The organism is Planococcus kocurii (assembly GCF_001465835.2).
Lineage (GTDB): Bacteria > Bacillota > Bacilli > Bacillales_A > Planococcaceae > Planococcus > Planococcus kocurii.
In genome coordinates this window covers 914,883-935,067 of the sequence record NZ_CP013661.2, presented here as the reverse complement: position 1 = coordinate 935,067, position 20,185 = coordinate 914,883, and the positions used below count along the sequence as shown (strand labels likewise).

Annotated in this window: 18 protein-coding genes; 11 read left to right on the top strand and 7 right to left on the bottom strand. The window is 40.8% G+C overall.

The features are described 5' to 3' along the window. Nucleotides 1-34: 34 nt before the first annotated feature. Nucleotides 35-922: a fructose bisphosphate aldolase gene (locus AUO94_RS04715; protein ID WP_058386137.1), complete on the bottom strand. Its 888-nt coding sequence runs from the start codon at nt 920-922 to the stop codon at nt 35-37. A gap of 184 nt (nt 923-1,106) precedes the next feature. Next, complete coding sequence (locus AUO94_RS04710) at nt 1,107-2,579, bottom strand: protein adenylyltransferase SelO (RefSeq protein WP_058386136.1); 1,473 nt, start codon at nt 2,577-2,579, stop codon at nt 1,107-1,109. 144 nt (nt 2,580-2,723) lie between these two features. Here AUO94_RS04710 and AUO94_RS04705 point away from each other — a divergent pair, with 144 nt between their 5' ends. From AUO94_RS04705 to AUO94_RS04680, 6 genes are all read left to right on the top strand, one after another. Then, nucleotides 2,724-3,335, top strand: coding sequence for a DJ-1/PfpI family protein (locus AUO94_RS04705; protein WP_058386135.1), 612 nt, complete (start codon nt 2,724-2,726; stop codon nt 3,333-3,335). A gap of 156 nt (nt 3,336-3,491) precedes the next feature. Continuing rightward, on the top strand, nt 3,492-4,181 hold the full coding sequence (locus tag AUO94_RS04700; RefSeq protein ID WP_058386134.1) for a response regulator transcription factor: 690 nt from the start codon (nt 3,492-3,494) through the stop codon (nt 4,179-4,181). Continuing rightward, entirely contained in the window at nt 4,174-5,190 is a 1,017-nt protein-coding gene (locus AUO94_RS04695) for a sensor histidine kinase (protein WP_179946128.1), read from the top strand. Before AUO94_RS04700 ends, AUO94_RS04695 begins: the two co-directional genes overlap by 8 nt. A gap of 342 nt (nt 5,191-5,532) precedes the next feature. Continuing rightward, the gene (locus AUO94_RS04690) at nt 5,533-6,300 is read left to right on the top strand and encodes an ABC transporter ATP-binding protein (RefSeq protein ID WP_058386133.1); all 768 of its coding nucleotides are present in this window, start codon (nt 5,533-5,535) and stop codon (nt 6,298-6,300) included. Then, nucleotides 6,293-8,275: an FtsX-like permease family protein gene (locus AUO94_RS04685; RefSeq protein ID WP_058386132.1), complete on the top strand. Its 1,983-nt coding sequence runs from the start codon at nt 6,293-6,295 to the stop codon at nt 8,273-8,275. The genes AUO94_RS04690 and AUO94_RS04685 overlap by 8 nt, the downstream gene beginning before the upstream one ends. Nucleotides 8,276-8,461: 186 nt before the next feature. Continuing rightward, nucleotides 8,462-9,583 carry an NADH-dependent flavin oxidoreductase gene (locus AUO94_RS04680; protein WP_058386131.1) on the top strand — a complete coding sequence of 374 codons (1,122 nt, stop codon included), beginning with the start codon at nt 8,462-8,464 and terminating at the stop codon, nt 9,581-9,583. A 97-nt stretch (nt 9,584-9,680) separates the two neighbouring features. On the opposite strand, the gene AUO94_RS04675 is transcribed toward AUO94_RS04680, so the two are convergent. Both AUO94_RS04675 and AUO94_RS04670 read right to left on the bottom strand, forming a co-directional pair. Then, complete coding sequence (locus tag AUO94_RS04675) at nt 9,681-10,694, bottom strand: STAS domain-containing protein (protein ID WP_058386130.1); 1,014 nt, start codon at nt 10,692-10,694, stop codon at nt 9,681-9,683. A 139-nt stretch (nt 10,695-10,833) separates the two neighbouring features. Beyond that, entirely contained in the window at nt 10,834-11,727 is an 894-nt protein-coding gene (locus AUO94_RS04670) for an oxidoreductase (protein WP_058386129.1), read from the bottom strand. A gap of 188 nt (nt 11,728-11,915) precedes the next feature. On the opposite strand from AUO94_RS04670, the gene AUO94_RS04665 reads away from it, so the two are divergent. After that, on the top strand, nt 11,916-12,383 hold the full coding sequence (locus AUO94_RS04665) for an NUDIX hydrolase (protein ID WP_058386128.1): 468 nt from the start codon (nt 11,916-11,918) through the stop codon (nt 12,381-12,383). 62 nt (nt 12,384-12,445) lie between these two features. Here AUO94_RS04665 and AUO94_RS04660 read toward each other — a convergent pair whose 3' ends face one another. Next, nucleotides 12,446-13,342 carry an oxidoreductase gene (locus AUO94_RS04660; RefSeq protein ID WP_058386127.1) on the bottom strand — a complete coding sequence of 299 codons (897 nt, stop codon included), beginning with the start codon at nt 13,340-13,342 and terminating at the stop codon, nt 12,446-12,448. A gap of 156 nt (nt 13,343-13,498) precedes the next feature. Between AUO94_RS04660 and AUO94_RS04655 the strand changes: the two genes are divergently transcribed. Beyond that, on the top strand, nt 13,499-14,248 hold the full coding sequence (locus AUO94_RS04655; protein WP_058386126.1) for a phosphatase PAP2 family protein: 750 nt from the start codon (nt 13,499-13,501) through the stop codon (nt 14,246-14,248). Nucleotides 14,249-14,337: 89 nt separating this feature from the next. Next, nucleotides 14,338-15,420: a calcium/proton exchanger gene (gene cax, locus AUO94_RS04650; RefSeq protein WP_427694812.1), complete on the top strand. Its 1,083-nt coding sequence runs from the start codon at nt 14,338-14,340 to the stop codon at nt 15,418-15,420. Nucleotides 15,421-15,484: 64 nt separating this feature from the next. Here the strand turns inward: cax and AUO94_RS04645 are convergent, their stop codons facing one another. Continuing rightward, nucleotides 15,485-16,015 (bottom strand): TlpA family protein disulfide reductase, encoded by a 531-nt coding sequence (locus AUO94_RS04645; RefSeq protein WP_058386124.1) that lies wholly within the window; start codon nt 16,013-16,015, stop codon nt 15,485-15,487. A gap of 127 nt (nt 16,016-16,142) precedes the next feature. After that, entirely contained in the window at nt 16,143-17,978 is a 1,836-nt protein-coding gene (locus AUO94_RS04640; RefSeq protein WP_058386123.1) for an LTA synthase family protein, read from the bottom strand. Nucleotides 17,979-18,154: 176 nt separating this feature from the next. On the opposite strand from AUO94_RS04640, the gene AUO94_RS04635 reads away from it, so the two are divergent. Both AUO94_RS04635 and nhaC read left to right on the top strand, forming a co-directional pair. After that, nucleotides 18,155-18,421 (top strand): hypothetical protein, encoded by a 267-nt coding sequence (locus tag AUO94_RS04635; RefSeq protein WP_058386122.1) that lies wholly within the window; start codon nt 18,155-18,157, stop codon nt 18,419-18,421. A 267-nt stretch (nt 18,422-18,688) separates the two neighbouring features. Continuing rightward, nucleotides 18,689-20,146, top strand: a complete 1,458-nt coding sequence (nhaC, locus tag AUO94_RS04630; RefSeq protein WP_058386121.1) for a Na+/H+ antiporter NhaC — start codon at nt 18,689-18,691, stop codon at nt 20,144-20,146. The last annotated feature ends 39 nt before the right edge of the window (nt 20,147-20,185 follow it).

Below are 20,185 nucleotides of genomic sequence, written 5' to 3'. Positions count from 1 at the left end.
AAGTTAAGCTGCTAGGCATTTTTGTGTTGTTTGTTTAAGTAATAGAAGCTTCGTAAATGCTCTTAATGGAGTTTTCCAACAGGGCATTAAATTCCTCATCTGACTGACTGGCGCTGACACCTTCAGATAAAGCACGCGAGAAGCTAGCAATCAGTCCTTCGTTCGCAGCTAATTTCTTATTAGCATCGTCTCGCTTATAGCCGCCTGACAATGCGACCACTCGAAGTACACGTGGGTGATCAATCATTTCCTTAAAGAAATTATCTACGTTAGGAATAGTGATTTTGATCATGACGTTTTGGTCTTCCTTTAACTGGTCTAACTGCTTTAACATTTCTTCTTTAAGTATTGTTTCGGATTGTTCTTTGTCTTTGCTATTGATATCTACTTCAGGTTCAAGAATGGGCACTAAACCAGCTGCAAGAATTTGTTTGCCAACGTCAAACTGCTGTTCGATTACTTTTTTGATGCCTTCAGAATTGGCTTCTTTAATAACGGAACGCATTTTCGTACCAAAAACATTTCGTTCGTTGGCACGTTTTAAGACATCTTCTAAGTCTGAAATAAGCTTCATGACCTGAACGCCGTTTTCTTCATCGGCTAGTCCTTTGTCGACTTTTAGGAAAGGCACGACGCCTTTTTTCTGCCATAAATAATCAGGGGTATAATGACCTTCCACTTTGCGGTCCATCGTTTGTTCAAAAAGGATTGCCCCGATAATCGAATCAGAACTGAAAGAAGGTGCTGTCATGACGCGTGTCCGCATTTTATGGATCAAGTCATACATTTCTTCTTCTGTCGAGTATTGGTCTTCCGAAACGCCGTATAGCGCTAAAGCTTTCGGTGTGCTGCCGCCACTTTGATCAAGTGCTGCAATAAAGCCTTTGCCGTTTTTCACGAATTCCATTTGTTCCTGATTCATCATCCCAGCTCCTTAGATAAGTTTTTAGAAAGTCGATCAGTATGCGTAAAAAATTTACTATAAAGAAACTCTTTCACTGAATATTGTAACAATATATACAAGAAACTACAAAAAGAAATTTTTTACTAATCGATCTATACGTAAGGGTTTCCCTGTATAAACGGTTGCAAACTTCCCTTAGCTATCAAGTTCCACAAAAAGTCTGGTAAAGTCCACTCGTAGGACCCGGCGGCTGCGCATAGATTTCTTGTTCGGGTGAGTGAGCATACGGATTAGCCAATACTGCCAGAAGTTGGTGGAGAACACGGTAATCTCCTCGTGCTTCAGCTGCTTCCAAAGCTTCCTCCACTCGGTGATTGCGCGCGATGACAGCCGGATTACTGTCGCGCATCAATTGCTGAATGGCTTCTATGGATTCCTCTTGCCGGTGGAGACGTGTCTGCCATGAGCGATGCCATTCCGAGAATTCGGGTGTTGTGAAAAAATTGTTGCCTTGCAGTTTATCGAAAGTTAATGCGCGAAAGGTATTGGTATAATCTGCAACGTTGGCATGCATTAGATTGAGCAATTCTTCGACTAAGATCTTATCAGTTGCTTCTTCATTGAAGAGCCCAAGTTTTCGGCGCATGCCGTTAAGCCAGTGACTTTCGAACAGTTCGATGTAGTTAGAGAGTTGTCTCTGTGCCATTTCGACGGCCTCTCCCGGTATGTCGTGCAGCAAAGGCAGTAAACTTTCACCAAAGCGAGCCAAATTCCAACCAGCAATCATCGGTTGGTTGCCGTAAGCATAGCGACCTTGAGCGTCAATCGAACTGAAAACAGTTTTCGGATCATAGCTATTCATAAATGCACAAGGACCGTAGTCGATTGTTTCACCACTAATTGCCATGTTGTCGGTGTTCATTACGCCGTGAATAAAACCGGCTACTTGCCATTTGGCAAGTAACGCGGCCTGGCGTTTGATCACTTCTTGAAACAATGCCAAATACCGATTTGGAACATCTTGTATATGAGGGAAATGGCGTTCTAATGCATAGTCAGCTAACGCCTTCACATCTTCTGTCGATCCGAACCTGGCTGCGTATTGAAACGTGCCAACGCGCAGATGGCTATCGGCGATGCGCGTCATAATTGCACCGGGAAGTATAGTTTCACGACGAACGGTTTCGCCAGTTTCGACGACAGCTAGGCTACGTGTTGTTGGAATGCCGAGCCCGTGCATCGCTTCACTGATGAGGTATTCGCGTAGCATAGGTTTAAGTGCAGCACGACCATCACCACCTCTTGAATAAGGCGTTCTACCAGAACCTTTTAACTGAATGTCTAAGCGTTTGCCAGTAGGCGTTAGTTGTTCGCCAATTAATAAAGCACGGCCATCGCCAAGCATCGTAAAATGACCAAATTGATGTCCAGCATAAGCTTGAGCAAGGGGGATCGTGCCTTTTGGAACGGCATTTCCTGCAAGAATGGCAATGCCGTCTTCACTTGTTAATTCCTCAGAATCTAATCCCAGTGTTGCCGCTAATTGTTCATTGAACATCACGAGTTTAGGTGCCGGCACTGGATTAACAGAAAACCTGCTAAAAAAAATTTCAGGCAAACGTGAATAGCTATTATCCAGTTGCCATCCGGTATGTGTAAGTTCTTTTTTATTCATTATCGATTCTCCTTCTTTAAGTAGGATTTACTTTCATTATACCCTCTCGAACAGAGGAACATGTCTCCGCTGTTCGAGTGATTTACGTGTGCTATAATTCGGTAAATGAGAAAGTGAATATTCGAACGAAAGGGAGAAGATTATATGAGCAATAACACCGTTTTATTTGTGTTGTTAGATGACTATGCGGATTGGGAAGCGGGTTCATTAGCAGCTGCGCTGAATGAAGAGCCAGAAGGTAAAGGACAACGGTTTAATGTCAAGACGGTGTCGTTGACGACAAATCCGATTCAATCAATTGGGGGCTTTACGGTGTTGCCGGATTACGGATTGACTGATGCACCAAAGGATTTTGTGGGACTGATGTTAATCGGTGGAAACTCTTGGAGAAAGAAAGACAGCAAACAGGTCATGAAGTTAGTCGATAAAGCTCTCGAAAAACGAGTCGTTCTTGGTGCGATTTGTGACGCAACTGTATTTTTGGGGAACAATGGAATCCTGAACAACATTCGACATACTAGCAATCACCTAGAAGATTTGAAGGAGGCAGCTGGAGAGAACTACAGCAATGAGGCAGGCTATCTCCATCAGCAGGCCGTTCGGAGTGGACAAATCATCACTGCCAACGGTTCGGCATTTCTGGAGTTTGGAAAACAAGTGCTTGAGGCGCTGAATGCGGCACCGCAAGCTGAAATTGACGAATGGTATCGTTTTTTCAAACAAGGCTATCACGAAAACATGAACACGAACCAATAGATCGAGTTGAATAAACCAGCTGTCATTGTGAGAGTACTTTTATAAGGAGAGGTGATTTTTGATGGTGGGCTATAAGGAACTTCGCTAAACTGAAATGAGCTATTGTAAAAAATAGATCGAATAGAAGTTATTAGTGAACAAGAATGGAATGAGAGAATGTTCAAAATCATGATTGTGGAAGATGATTTAACGATTGCTAACATTTTAAAAAAAGAACTTGAGAAGTGGAATTACCAAGCATTTTTAATAGATGATTTTAACCAAGTACTCAAAGAATTCAAAGATAAGACTCCTCAACTAGTGTTATTAGATATCCAGCTTCCTTCTTTTAATGGTTATTACTGGTGTCAGGAGATTCGTAAATTTTCACAAGTGCCGATCATTTTTATTTCGTCGCGAAACGAAAATATGGACATTGTGATGGCCATTCAAATGGGCGCCGACGATTTCATCTCTAAGCCTTTTGATTTGACGGTAGCAGTCGCTAAAACCCAGGCACTTCTAAGAAGAACTTATGACTTTAAAGAATCGGATCATTTTTTAAGTTTCAATCAAGTCTTGTTAAAATCTGGAGAATCGAAGCTGTTTGCGAAAGGTCAAGAAGTCAACTTAACACGTACAGAACTGAAAATTATGGAACTCTTGTTTCTTCAGAAAGGTAATTACGTCACCAGAGAGGAAATCATGGTTAATCTGTGGGAAGATGAATCGTTCATCGACGACAATACACTAGCCGTCAACATCGCGAGGCTACGAAAAAAACTAGTAAAAGTAGGGCTATCTGATTTTATTTTGACTAAAAAGAATGTGGGTTATGCATTGAATAAGGAGACATTACATGCTTAAAGTATCTAGGGGGATCCTTTTTAAAAGCTTCTTGCTATCTGTTCGTCATCAATTGTTTCTTTTTGTAGCAATGGCAGTGATTTTTGGAGTAGTGTACATTTTAGGAAGACAACCGATAACTTTATTTTTCTATAGCCTTGAGTTAGCAGGATTTCTGCTGCTAATTTATTTGGTTATCTCCTATTTTCGGTATGTTAAACGATATAAGCTCATCAGTAGGCTTGAGTTGTTGAATGCCTCAAGCCTGGAGGAACTCCAGCAACATACCGACTCTGTAGATCAATTGTACATCGAAAAGATGGCTGCTTTACTCGAACAGCTGCGAGAATCAGAAAATTTGCATGCCGAGCGACAAACCGATCAACTGGATTACTTTACACTATGGCTTCATCAAATTAAGACGCCCATCTCTGCTATCAGTCTCTTGACACAAAGCTCTCGTGCCAAAGAAGCTAAACAGATTTCGCAAGAGTTGGTGCGCCTCGAGGATTATACACATATGGTACTCAATTACATCAAGCTTGAAGAACCTGGAGCTGATATGGATTTAGCAATGGTCGATTTGGATGACATTATCAAAAAAGCAATCAAAAAATATTCTATTTTGTTCATCTACAAAGGTATTAAGCTCGATTACAAACCGCTTGGCATACGAGTATTATCGGATGGCAAATGGCTACAGAACTTATTGGAGCAAATCTTGTCGAATAGCTTAAAATACACGCTGGAAGGAACAATTTCTATTTACCTAGACCCAGTAAATGCAGAGACAGTGATCATTAAGGACACGGGTATTGGAATCGGTTCTGAGGATTTGCCAAAGATTTTCAACAAAGGCTATTCGGGCATGAATGGACGCCTTCAAGAAAAGTCGACAGGACTAGGCTTGTTTCTTAGTAAGAAAATCTGTAAGCGTCTTGGTCACCAATTTTCAATTGACTCGCAACCTGGTAAAGGAACCTGTGTCGCCATCGACATGTCGCGTGCGGATTTGCAGGTTTTTGACTAACAGTAGCTGATAAATAAATATTACTAGTTCGAAAGGTATTCAATGCAAAGGGGTTACGCAACTCCTGCGACTGGACATCACAGGAGTCACTTCGCCGGATGACGCTCGGATTCCTTGAGTGATTGCTGGTGTACAGTAGATGAGGTGTTTATAGATTTTAAGTCCATGGAAGGTGAAGTGAGCAGAACGGGTAGGTTTATATACCGTTATTCCTTTTGGTTAGACTTTTTCTACAATCTGAGCAATCTTACGAAACCGTAAGATTGCTTTTCTATTTGTAAGAATAGGTACAGGCAACTTGCTCTATCCTGTCGTATGATTAAAAGCAAGGAGGGGTTAGTAATGACTTTATTAGAAATCAAGAATTTAAAGAAAGTATATACAGCACGATTTTCAAACCAGCAAACAGAAGCGTTGACAACCGTCAATTTTTCAATAAAGGAAGGCGAATTTGTTTCCATCATGGGAGAATCGGGTTCGGGCAAAACGACGCTTTTGAACATTATCTCTACGTTAGACGATGCCACTTCAGGGGAAGTTTACTTGGATGGTCATCCATTATCGAAAATCAAAGATAAAGAAATTTCCGCTTTTCGAAGAAATACACTTGGTTTTGTTTTTCAGGATTTTAATCTATTAGATAACTTTTCTATTCGAGATAATATTTTATTGCCACTGGTGTTATCGAAAACACCTATCGTTGAAATGGAAGCACGGCTTATGCCGATTGTGCGGAATCTCGGAATTGAAGCACATATCGATAAATTTCCTTACGAAGTATCAGGTGGTCAAAAGCAGCGAGTTGCGATAGCCCGCGCATTGATCACACAGCCGAAAATAATTTTGGCAGATGAACCAACAGGGGCACTCGATTCCAAAGCTTCCCAAAACTTGATGGAAATTCTCAAAGCCATCAATGAAAGTGGTCAAACCATTCTTATGGTAACGCATAGTGCCCGCGCGGCGAGTTTTTCAAATCGTATCTTATTTATTCGAGATGGTTCGGTTTATCATGAAATTTATCGTGGCGATGCTCCTGATGAACAATTTATGGATCGTATTACAAAATCATTGAAGGTCTTGGCTAGTCGAGGTGAGCCGAATGAATAATCGTTTTTTTTCGTCATTAGCGTTGCGCAATATCAAGTCCAACAAACAATTGTACATTCCATATTTGTTGTCTTCGACCATTATCATCATGATGTTTTACTTAATGGCTTCTTTGTTGACCAATAAATTCGTACAGGAACGTTCGAGTTCATTGGCTACACTGTTTCTGTACGGTACTGTAGTGATCGGAATTTTTTCGGTTATTTTCATTCTCTACACGAATAGTTTTCTGATCAAGAGAAGGAAAAAGGAAATCGGCCTTTACGGTATTTTAGGATTGGAAAAAAAGCATGTTGCAAAAATTTTGTTTTTCGAAACGGTCTTTACTAGCTTGTTGAGCATTGCGGCAGGACTGTTGAGCGGATTTATATTCGGACGACTGTTTTTTATGCTATTGAACTACTTGTTAAGACTACCAATAGATATTACTTATTCAACCTCAGGTGTAACGATGTTGGCAACAATCGCATTATTTAGTGGAATATTCGGTATTATGTTTCTCTACAACGTTAGTCAGTTTACATTTGCTAATCCAATCAAATTGCTGAAAGGCAAACAAGAAGGAGAGAAAGAACCAAAAGGATCAATGATTCTGTTTGTCTTGTCACTTGTTTTTCTTGGATGGGGCTATAGCATCTCTGTGACAATTCCAGATCCGCTCGCCGCTATTTCAAATTTTTTCTTAGCGGTGCTGCTTGTTATTGTGGGTACTTATCTACTGTTTATTTCGGGTTCGATTTTTATCTTAAAAGCTTTAAAGAAAAACAAACGAATCTATTACCAACCTGGCGCTTTTATTTCCATCTCCGGGATGCTTTACCGTATGAAGCAAAATGCAGTGGGACTCGCAAACATCTGTATTTTGGCATCGATGGTCATTATCGCGGTTTCAACAACAGTTACAATTTTTATTGGTTCAGAAGAAACTTTGGAAAACCGATATCCTTTTGAAAACAATGTGACTTTGTTTGGTGAAGTAGAAAATTTGGAAAAAATGAACAAGCGTTTTTTTGAGTTTCAAGATGATTTGTGGAAGACCGTAGAAGCGAATGGTTTAGAAATCACAGAAAACAAAAGTTATCGACAGCTGTCTTTATTCGGTCGTCTTCAAGAGAACGAATTTGTATTCGATGGAAATCTGGCAGAACCGGAAAAATCAATCTTGCTTATGGTTTTACCGCTAGAAGATTTTAATGAAATGACTGGGAAATCAATCACACTTGAAGATGGCGAAGCATTGTACTACCACTCGACAACTACTGATAAAAAAGAAAGCCTCACAATTGGAGCAGAAACGTATCAACTCACCCAAGTAGAAAATGAATTCGATGGAAATATGGAGTTAACTGAATCACTGGCACTGGTTGTACCAGAAGTCTCGCATTTATTGGAAATCTCAAAAAAACTTAAAGAACAATTTCCAGAAAGTAACTATTTGACAATAGATGCGCACATTGGTTGGAACACCTCTGGCACTGAAGAGAAAAAAGAAGTGCTAGCTAAACAACTAGAAAACCAATACGGGTGGAATGCAGGCGAGAATAGTCTTTACGAATCTCGGTTACTTCAACGCGAGGAATGGTACAGCTTGAACGGGGGCTTCTTGTTCCTCGGAGTATTCTTGGGACTGCTATTTACGATGGGTACGGTGTTAATTACCTACTTTAAGCAAATATCTGAAGGTTTTGATGATCGAGAGAAATTCCAGATTATGCAGAAAGTTGGGCTAGATAAAGAACTGATTGAAGAATCTACACGGGCGCAAATTGTCTGGATGTTCTTGTTGCCGATTGTTATTGCCACAATCCATGTTAGTTTTGCCTATCCAATCGTCCGAAAGCTTTTACTGATTTTCGGTGTGACAAACGAGATTACATGGTTGCTCTCATTTATTGGAGTAGTGTTTGCTTTTGCAGCTAGCTACTGGATTATTTATCGCTTAACTTCTCGAGTTTATTACAGCATTGTTAAATAGAGCGAGAACGCTATCAACCGGCTAGTAGACTTGCAGTCTACTAGCCGGTTTTAGCATTTCAACAAAAAGATAAATTTATACAGGTGTGAAGCAAATCACCGCTTCCTTATTTAGTGGATGGAGCAAGAGAAACTAGGCTTGCAAGCGTCTTCAGATGGGTAAAGAACTAGATAAGGAGGGATTTAGATGACGATAACAACTCAATATCTATTCGAACCATTTACTTTTACATCTGGACTAACCGTTAAGAATCGAATCTTGATGGCACCGATGACTACCTCATCTTCGGATCCCAGTGGTGACGTCACAGAAGAAGAACTGACTTATTATAAACGCCGTGCTGAAAGTGGACTAGGTGCAGTTATTACTGCCTGCGCACATGTCGAACCACTCGGTGTAGGCTTTCCAGGTCCATTCGGGGCAGACAGCGATGACCGTATCGAGAGCCTCAGACGACTGGCTACAGCTATTCGAGAAGGCGGAGCCAAAGCCATTTTGCAGATTTATCACGCAGGACGTATGTCAAATGAAGACTTATTAAAAGGCAATCAGCCAGTTTCAGCAAGTGCCGTAGCAGCACTACGTTCAAATGCCGTTATACCGCGAGAAATGAGTTCTGAAGAAATTGAGAAAACAATCGAGGCATTCGGTGAAGCGACAAGACGTGCAATTGAAGCAGGATTTGATGGGGTGGAGATTCACGGGGCTAATACGTATTTGATTCAGCAATTTTTCTCGCCGCATTCTAATAGACGTACGGATAAATGGGGAGGCGACGTCGATTCACGTATGAACTTTCCGCTGGCAGTAATCAAATCGATCCAGCAAGCAGTTAACAAGCATGCCAGTCAACCATTTGTGGTCGGTTATCGTGTTAGCCCAGAAGAAAAAGAGGAGCCTGGTATTACAATGGACGATACATTGACTTTCTTAACCGCTATTGCTGATCAGGGCATCGACTATATTCATGTATCAGTCGGACGATTTTTTGGTGGTTCGATTCGCGAAGAGGATAGCCGCTCGCGTGTGGAAATCATTCAACAGCATATTGGGAGTCGTGTACCTGTTATTGGAGTAGGTGGCTTGCAGACCTTAGATCATGTAAAAGAGGCATTACAAGTTACTCCGCTCGTGTCTCTCGGTCATGCATTAATTATGGATCCGGACTGGCTCGCGAAAGTTCAAGAAAGTCGAGATGAGGAAATTTACCAAGCAATCCATTTGACTAGAAAACAGCAGCTAGATATTCCTGAAAATCTGTGGAATATGGTAACGAATGCACCTGGCTGGTTCCGAGTCGAGGAGTAACCCAAATGTAAGCGGGAAATTTGGTGTGCGCTTCGCAAAAAAACAGCACGCCCTGGAATTTATCCGGGTCGCGCTGTTTTTTTTGTAACTAAACATGTCAAACGATTTTTCGACCGCTGCGGCCTAACGCATAATAAATGCCGTGCTGAAGGCTTTGTAGGGATTCGAAGGTTTTCAAGCTATTTTGTGACTGAGCAATAATGATTGCCAGTTCAGGAGAAATGCCGACTAAAATGACTTCCGTTCCTAAAAGTCTTGCAGAAGCCCCAAGTTTATCGATTAAGGAAGCTGTATGTTCTGTAATATGCTGATTTAAACCAGTCAAATCAACTAATAGGTATTGGGCTTTGTGTTTTGGAAGTTCACTTAAAGTTTTAACGATTAAATCTTCTGTCCGTTGTTCATCGTAACTGCCAATCATCGGTACGACAATAATGCCTTCAAGTACAGGAATAATCGGAGAAGAAAGCTCTCGGACTAAATTTTGCAGCGATTTTGTATGCTCATCTACGAGTGCTTCAAGTTTTTGAATTTGATCGGCTTCTTGTTTCCGAGACAGCTCACGAATATTTTGCTGGACGGTTACTTCAGAAGGGAAATATTCGACGATGCTATAAGGGGTGCTATCGTTTTGATACTGAATGGTTTTATACCAGAAGTTAATACCAAACAGACCTGTCAATACACCTGCATAATGAGAAGGGACGAATATACCTTCTGTGCCTTTGTTTTTTAGTAAGTTCATTTTATATTCCCAATCATTTTGGATATGTAATGTAAAGGTATTGTGTTCAGTGTCCATTTTGATGATTTCAACTCTTCCCCAACCAGCAGGGGCATAAGTATTGGAAATCCACTCGACAATGTTGGACGTATCGATTTGCTTTAAGTTTTTAAATCCTTCACCGACAATAACGCCTTGACGAAATCCAGTTGTTTCTAATACGAGTTGTGTTGCTTCAATACCTGAAATGTCTTTGATCGTATCAAAAAAAGTTTCCATGGCAGAAATCCAAAAGAAAACAACATCTCCACCTTCAAAAAGTGTTTCTCCTGTTTCCAAATCCCATTGCAATTCAATACCGCCGACAACTATATTTTTTTTGCTCATGCTATAAATTCCTCCATTATGGTAAAAGTGGGGATAGAGAATAAAAATCACAAACTCTCTTTAAGTATTCCCTGGATAACAAACAATATGTCTCACCCAAAAAAAAGTGCAAAAAATCGGCCATACGTACTGTCAGCTTTTAATCTAGTCGTTTAAAGGGATACACAACAGTCGTCAGTTTTTCCGACACGTCCCAAAGCTTGCAAGAAATTTCAGGATCAGTTGCATTGGTGTGAGGGGTTCCTAGCGCAGGATAGCCTCTTCGTTGAAACTGGGCAACTGGACCAATGTATTCCCCACCCATAAGACTGGGTTCGGTCGCAGCATAAATTGCCGACAATGCTCCCATACTAGGTGGTTGAAGAAAAAGGTTAGCAACACGTTTAACAGCAGCTGGAATTTCTTGACTGCCAAGCTTTAAAATGTTGGTGGCAGAAACACCTGGATGACAAGCTACGCTAATTGTCTGACAGCCATGTTCTTTAAAGCGCTTATCTAACTCTAACGCAAAATATAAATTAGCTAACTTGCTTTGGTTATAGAATTTTTTTGCCTGATAACCTTTGGTTCCTTCGAGATTATCAAAGTCGATTGTGCCACGGCTATGTGCCCGGCTGCTAACAGTCACGACACGTGAACCAGAAGTGTTTGTTAGTAAAGGCAAAAGCAGACCCGTTAAAGCAAAGTGGCCAAGATGATTGCTGCCAAACTGCAGTTCAAAGCCGTCTGTCGTTTTTGAAAGAGGGGGTGCCATAATTCCTGCATTGTTAATTAACAGATCAAGTTTATCGAAGGCTTTGCTGAATTGTTCAGCAAACTTCCGAATCGTTTCAAGGTTAGCCAAATCCAACTTCATGACATCGATTTGAGCAGAAGGATAAAGCGCCAATAAAGTAGCGCGCGCTTGAGCTCCTTTTTTCGTATTGCGGACAGCCAGAATAACCTCTGCCTCTAGTGCTAGCAGAGCTTTTGCCGTTTCAAAGCCGATACCGCTATTGCCACCTGTGATGATAGCTGTTTTCCCTGTGAGCAAAGTAACACTTCCTTTGTTTCTAAGACTGGAGTTGCTCTTTATTATTTTAGCCGTTTTATGAACGATTTGGAATCTTTGCTAATAAAAAAGTATGTGGTTTTTGTTATTTATTCCTTGAGCTGAGCGGTAGAATGGAGAGAGATCTATGGAAGTTTCGATTCGTATACTGAAGAAATGAGGTTAGGTAGATGGGGTATGTAGAAGAATTGCGAGCGGTTGTGGGGCATAGACCGTTAATTCTTGTTGGTTCGGTCGTCGTAATTGTTGATGAAGAAGGGCGTTTGCTGCTAGAAGAAAGGAAATTCCCAGAAGGTTTGTGGGGGCTTCCGGGTGGACTGATGGAACTCGGCGAATCCACAGAAGATACAGCGAAACGAGAAGTTATGGAGGAGACTGGTTTGACGATTGCCGAGTTGAAATTGATCAATGTCTACTCCGGACCGAAACATTTTGTAGTGGCTAAAAATGGCGATGAATTTTATGTGGTCACGACGGGTTATTATTCAAATAAATTTCATGGCGAATTGATTGTTGATCAAAAAGAATCACTAAGCTTTAAGTTTTTTGCTCCAGCCGATTTGCCGGACAGGATGGTCGGTAGTCACCGTGTAGTAATCGAGGACTATCTTAACCACCTAACCAACCAGCCGGGATAACAGCCGGGAAGTAATGAATAAAGCCACTTTCATTATTAAAATGAAAGTGGCTTCTAGTGTCATCAGACTTTGCTGAAATCAAATTGGACGCCGGTCAGCTTTTCTGACACGTCCCAGAGTTTTTGAGCAACTGCCTGGTCACCAGCTGATGCGTGAGGCGTGTCTAGCGTTGGATAGCCTTTACGTTGACCTTTGCCATCTGGACCAATATATTCGCCGCCTGTCAGTCGTGAATCGGTAGCTGCATAAATGGTCGGTAAAGCACCCATAGCAGGCGGCTGCAAGAAGTTATGCATGAGCGACTTCATCAGTTTCGGTGCGTCCCGCTTGCCAAATTTAAAAAGATTGGTGGCGGAAATTCCTGGATGACAAGCAATACTGACGGTTTGCAAATCGTACGCTTTAAAGCGCTTGTCTAATTCCTGAGCAAACAGCAAATTCGCTAGTTTGCTTTGGCCATAAAATTTCATCGCTTTATAACCTTTGGCACCATCAAGGTTATCAAAATCGATTTTCGCCCCTTTATGAGCCAAACTGCTGAGAGACACGACACGTGAATCTGGCGTATTTTTCAGTAACGGCATCAAAAGGCCGGTTAATGCAAAATGTCCGAGATGATTGCTGCCGAACTGCAATTCAAAACCGTCTTTGGTTTTTGAATAGGGGGGTGTCATAACGCCAGCGTTGTTGATTAACAAATCAAGTGAATCGTGCTTGTTTTTGAAGCTTTCTACGAATGCATGAACGCTTGCAAGATCTGCTAGATCAAGTTTCATGACGGTAACGAGCGCGTCTTTATCTACATCAAGAATCAATTCACGAGCCGCCTTGCCTTTTTCAAGGTCCCGCACGGCCATAATAATTTGTGCGCCAAGACCGGAAAAGACTTTTGAAGCTTCTAATCCGATACCGCTGTTGGCTCCTGTAACAATGGCTGTCTTTCCGGTTAACTGTTTCAAACAATCAGCTCCTGAGTCATGTTATTTGTCGTACGATAAAAATACCACGCCATAGCTCACGGAACAAATGATAGGATTAAAGAACTTTTTGCTGTTACATATGTTCTACTCAAAAAGGGTAGAAGTACACTATTAGCGATAGGCGGGAGCGATTAGATGGAGAAAAATGAAAAACTAGCAGGCTTGGCTTTTTTGCTGTTGATCGGTGGACTGGGTCTAGCTGTGCTGTTTATTGTATTATTTGCAGAATTAGCTGAAGAAGTCGTGGAAAAAGAAGTTGCCCAGTTTGATAACTTTATTATTAATGGAATGGAAGCAGGAGCAAGCAAAACGTGGGATCAGGTAATGTTCATCTTTACCGAAATGGGTTCAGTATGGTTTTTAACGGTGTTGTCACTCGTCGTACTGGTCGTACTTGGAGTTAAAATGAAAGACAAGTGGGGCATGTTGTTTTTTGTTATTGCAGTGGGGGGTGGCTCACTATTAACGACCGTATTAAAAAATCTATATGTCCGGGAACGTCCGAGTATTAATCCGGGTATTGATGCGATCGGCTACAGTTTTCCAAGTGGTCATTCGATGGGGTCGTTAATTTTTTACGGCTTTGTCATATATTTGGTCATCCGAACACGACAACGGTCTTGGATTCGGTGGTTGTTTGTCGCCATTTTGGGTATGCTCATTATTATGATTGGCAGCAGTCGAATCTATCTCGGTGCACATTTCCCAAGTGATGTTCTGGGTGGCTACATTGCGGGATTGATTTGGTTGATATTGAGTTTGGTTGCACTTGAATGGATTCAATGGCATAGCAGAAGTCCGGTACCGCCAGTTTATGCACTACGCAAACTATTAGGGCCGCTATATAGAACCGTGCGAACAAAATTGCCTTTCTTTAATAAATAAAGTAGAAAAAGTAATCAGAAACGACCTCCTATTTATAACAGAAGGATGTCGTTTTTGTGTTAGGAAATTTAGGGGAATGGGTATCCAATATTATTAAAAAGGAGAGAAGGGACGTTATGAATCGGATATTCGGAGTTTTGGTGGCGGTAGGAGTACCCTTAACGGTACTTGGATCTTTCCAGAACTGGCCAAGCATCGCCATGTTTTTTATCTGCTCAATAAGTGTTGTGGCATTATCAAGTTTTATGGGAAGAGCAACAGAAAGCCTAGCAATCGTCAGCGGTCCACGTATCGGTGGTTTGCTGAATGCAACATTTGGAAACGCCGTAGAATTGATCATTTCTATTTTCGCCTTGCAGGCAGGTTTGATCGGCGTCGTATTAGCTTCCTTAACCGGCTCGGTGCTCGGAAATTTACTGTTGGTCGGCGGATTGTCCTTTTTCCTAGGAGGCATCAAATTTAAGCGACAAATGTTCAACGTTCATGACGCTACACACAACTCAGGTTTACTAATTTTTGCAGTTGTTGTAGCGTTTGTCATTCCAGAAATTTTTTCGATGACAATGAACGAAACCGAGACCATTCAATTGAGTGTCGGTATTTCCGTTATCATGATTGTTTTGTACTTGGCAGGATTATTCTTCAAGCTCGTTACACATCGCGGTGTTTATAACCATGCAGACGTAGCACAAGATTCCGAACACGAAGAACCAGAGTGGTCGAAAAAGAAGGCACTGATTATTCTGCTCGTTGCCACGTTAATCGTTGCTTACGTTTCAGAAAACTTGGTTCATACATTTGAAGAAGTAGGAAAGCAGTTTGGCTGGTCTGAATTGTTTATTGGTGTGATCATCGTCGCAATTGTTGGGAATGCGGCTGAGCACGCTTCTGCGCTCATCATGGCCATGAAGAACAAAATGGACGTGGCGGTAGAAATTGCCATCGGCTCCACGCTCCAGATTGCCATGTTTGTAGCACCTGTTTTAGTGCTTATTTCTCTTTTCATGCCGCAACAAATGCCATTGGTTTTTACCGTTTCAGAACTAGTCGCAATGATTACTGCAGTCTTTCTGGCAATCAACGTCATGAATGATGGAGAATCGAACTGGTTTGAAGGCTTAACGCTACTCGCGGCTTATCTCATCATGGGAATCGGGTTTTATTTGTTGTAAAAACAAGCTGCCAACGAAAAAATCGTTGGCAGCTTGTTTCATTTTTTGATTGCAGTACTACTGCTTATTGGATTGATTCAAAGCTTGCTTTAATTTCTTCATTGCTGAAATGACCAGTCTGACTTTTAACGAGTGTGCCATCTGATCCGATATAAACAGAAGTTGGATAACCAATGACGCCATATTCGTCAAAGAAAGTACCACCTTCATCTAATAGCACAGTAATATTCTCGGCATCAGGAAATCCTTTAAACCATTTAGCGAATGATTCGCTGCTTTTCTCAGCATTAGAGTCTGGCGATACGATTGTTAGCACTTTAAAATCGGTGTCTTCACCCGCTAATGTATTCAATTCCTCCATACCGGAAAGACAAATAGAACACCAAGATGCCCAAAATTTTACGTATACCTTTTGACCGGCGTAATCGGCAAGGTTTTGCTGATTTCCTTCCAAATCCACTAAGTTAAAACTAGGCGCTGGATTGCCATCGTTCAGTTGTTCAGCATTTGCTCCATCTTGTTGTGAAGTACCTGTGCATCCACTTAATGCCACTAAAAGAACAGACAGTAATAGGGTGTTTCGTAATATTCTCATAGCCATCATCCTTTTCTGTAAACGAGCAGTTCGAGTTTATCTAATTCCATCATATAGTGAAAATTCAATAAAAGAAATTTTGGTCTCTTCGTTTTCTATGAGAAATCACCGTTAGTTGATACGCAGTCTATTTTTTGTCACTTTTGCTCTCTTCTATTTTTTGTAACGCATTTTTTTGGATAATCAAATCAGATAACCGTAGCTTTTCAGTGACAGAGTCAATCTGCTCGCTACACTGCTCAACTTCAACTTTTTCGCCCGAATCGGTTTCATAACAAGTGCCGCTTCCAGCAGCTACAGTCAAATCAGGCTCAAAATAAAATTTTTCATAACGAAAAGCACCGTCACGGAACAGCGTCAAATTGCTAGTATCGTTTAATAGCGACTGTCCCAGCATATAAGACGACTCAATTCCGACTAGGTCAAGGATAGTCGGAGCAATATCAATTTGACCACCGTTATTAGTAAACGTTTCTCCACGGGTCATGTTTGGTGCTTTAATAAACAGTGGAACTTGTCGATCAAGTTCAAATAATTCCACCTTCGTTTTGGCATCGAGTTTTTGTGCCATTTCACTAGTGGCCTGAGTCAATCCACTATCATGATCACCGTAGAACACGATGAGTGAATCGTCCCACATGTCCCTTTTCTTTAGTTCTTCGATCATCACGCCTACAGCGCCATCGACATAATGAATTGTTTCGTAATAGCCTTTTAACAGGGGATCTTCGTAACCGGATAACTCTAATTGCTCTAGTTCTTCGGGTATTTCATAGGGTGTATGACTCGATAATGCGACTAAAAAAGCAAAATAAGGCTCTTTTAACTGTTCAGCGAAATCGATAGAAGAAGTGAAAAAGTCTTCATCATTCAAAGCCATGCCGATATCCTGATTGTCCGGGAAATCTGTTTGGCTGAAGAAATGGTTAAAACCGATATTCTTGTAAAAATCATCACGATTCCAGAAATCTTTTTCAAACGCATGCATAGCTGCTGTGTCATACCCTGCATTTCTAAGCAGTTCGGGTAAGCCATCAAATTCGTGGTCGGCGTATTGCGTATAAACTGAACCGGATTTTAACGGGTATAGAGACGTTAATGTAATAAATTCAGCATCCGATGTCCGACCTTCATGCGTTTGATGATAAAACGATGGGAAAAAGTATGCTTCTTCTTTTAACGCATTTAAGTGAGGGGTTAGTTCTTGGCCATTCACTTGCTGTTCAATGACGGATGTTTGAAAAGACTCTAATTGAACAACGATCACATTTGGTTTTTCAGAATCGGGATTAGTTGAAGAGTGGTTGGGATGCAATTGGCGAATCTGTGACTCTTCTTCAGCAGTTACATTCGTGTCTTTAAAAAAAGAGCCAATACCTTGGGCAAAATCTAACCCGTGATAGCCCCAAAATCCAAGCTGGTAATATTCACGCATATTCGAAATCGGTTCATCTACAAGCCATTGTTCTTCGTTAGAGTAGCTAATCACGATAGGAATCACAAACAACGCAAGTCCAAGCGCAAAGCCACCACCTGCTACTAGACTCTTTCTCTCCAGTGTTACTTTTTCTTGTGTGTTGCGAGTAGCAAAAAGAACAATAGAAAAAATTAGCAAGTCAGCAAAAAAGAGAAAATCTTTCATTTCGATTAAAGTCAGAAATCCACCGCCAACATCACTCATCTGTGTAAGGTCTGCGATTAGCACGACAGACAGCAAATCATCAAAATAACGATAGTACCAAAGATCTGAAATGAGAAGAGTGCTATGTAAAAACAGCAATAGCAATAAAATCCATCGTCTTTTTTTGCTACTTAGTAACAAAGTCCAACTAGACAACACCACTATCGAAGCGAGATTAAGAACAAAGAAACTGAAAGAGAAATTAGTCCCTGCATACACGCTAAACAAAAACAGCTTCGAAATAGACAGTAACAGGTAAATCCAATACTCGGGAAATTTCATGACAGACCTCCAAATAAATTAGTCTATTTTGCAAATCAAATTTTTTTTTGCAAAATGATACAGTTCTTTATAAATACCACTTTAAAGTCCTGCGAAAACATGGCAAAAGTTTGAGTAAATAAGCTGTGGGTATCTAGGAAATAAAGGAACAAGAAGTTAGTTCGTATAAAGGAGCGATGACTGTGGATAAATTTAATGGAAATACATCAGCTAAAGCAGAATGTAAGTATCCTGTGTTGCCTAACGGACAAAAATTTTTCGTGGATTTTGGCAGTCAGCAAGCTCTCCATGGCACATGGCAGATTATAGACAATGAGGAAGCTCCATTTTATTTCTGTGGTCGTGTTTTTGATAACGGTACATTGTCTAAACGAAAATCAGCTGATCACCGTCGCAAATTTTTTGAAGCGGAAATTTACTTGGCTTTAAAAAAAGAGATGTAAATACAACAGTAGAATCGATTGAGCGGAGGGGGGACCCACTCAATTAATAGATATAAATAAATCACCAACGCGATTTTCTACTATGTTTTCTATAAGCAAACAGTTATTTTTCAAAAAAATAACTGTTTTTGTGCTGTCTATATAGGATTACCGAAATCTTTTGTTAAAATAAATGATTTTATAGACCAATTACGCAAAAAAAATATAGATTATTTGAAATTTTGCTGTAATATGAAGTCATACTTTAAATGTAAGGGGATACATACAATGAAAACACAGCAACAAGAGATTAAAATACCATTTGCATTAGCACTTATTCCATTGATTGTCATGATTTCAGTAATGGCAATTACCATTATTGTTTTTGAAGGAAGTCCACATGTACCTCTAGCTATAGGCGCTATTGTGGCGGCATTGATTGCTTGGCGTCTCGGTTACAAATGGGAAACAATCGAAGAAGGAGCGTACAAAGGAATTCGTTTAGCGCTTCCAGCTATTTTGATTATTATTGTTGTTGGGATGATAATCGCTTCGTGGATTGGTGGCGGTATTATTGCAACGATGATTTATTACGGCTTACAAATTATTACGCCTTCATTGTTTTTGATGACCATTTGTATGATCTGTGGAATTGTTGCACTCGCTATTGGTAGTTCGTGGTCGACAATGGGAACAATTGGTGTAGCCGGTATGGGAATTGGTCTTAGCATGGGAATTCCAGCGGCAATGGTAGCCGGAGCTGTTATTTCAGGTTCTTATTTTGGTGACAAGATGTCGCCACTGTCAGACACTACGAATCTTGCAGCTGGTATTACGAATACAAATTTATTTGAACATATCAAGCATATGCTGTATACGACAGTTCCTGGACTAGTCATTGCTTTAATCGTTTACTTTTTCCTCGGTCGCCAATTTGCTGGATCGGCGATTGACCAAGAAAATATTCAAGGAATTTTAACCGCGCTAGACAGTAACTTTTTGATTTCACCTTGGTTGTTATTAGTACCTGCAACGATTATCGGATTAGTCGCACTAAAAGTACCAGCATTGCCAGCTTTAGTCGTGGGTGTATTCCTTGGTTTTATGTGCCAGATTTTTGTACAAGGAGGCAATGTTGGGGATGCAGTTAACACGCTGCATGACGGCTTTGCCATTGCTTCTGGTAACGAAATGGTTGATGAATTGTTTAACCGCGGTGGGATCGCTTCAATGATGTTCACTGTCTCCTTAACCATTTTCGCGATGGTTCTTGGCGGGATACTTGAACAAACAGGTATGCTAAAAGCAATCGTTACACAAATTTTGAAGGTCGCAAAATCAGCTGGTAGTTTAATCGCAGCGACAATCGTTTCTGCTTTTTTCACGAACGCAACGGCATCAGAGCAGTATATTTCGATTCTAATTCCTGGAAGAATGTATGCGACAGCTTATCAAGATAAAGGATTGCATTCAAAGAACCTTTCACGTGCGCTCGAAGATGGAGGAACTTTAACGTCTCCTTTTGTTCCATGGAATACATGTGGGGTATTTATTCTAGCAACTTTGGCCGTTCATCCATTTGCCTATGCTCCTTATGCGGTGCTCAATTATACAGTTCCAATTATCGGCATTATTATGGGTCTAGTTGGGTATAAAGTTCAATTTTTGACAAAAGAAGAAGTGAAAAATTTAAAATTAAGACAGCAGCGAATGGATAATGAAAACGAATTGACAGAAAATGTTTAAGATCTCGTGTTTGATAACTAAAAAAGTAAGCTCTCTTTT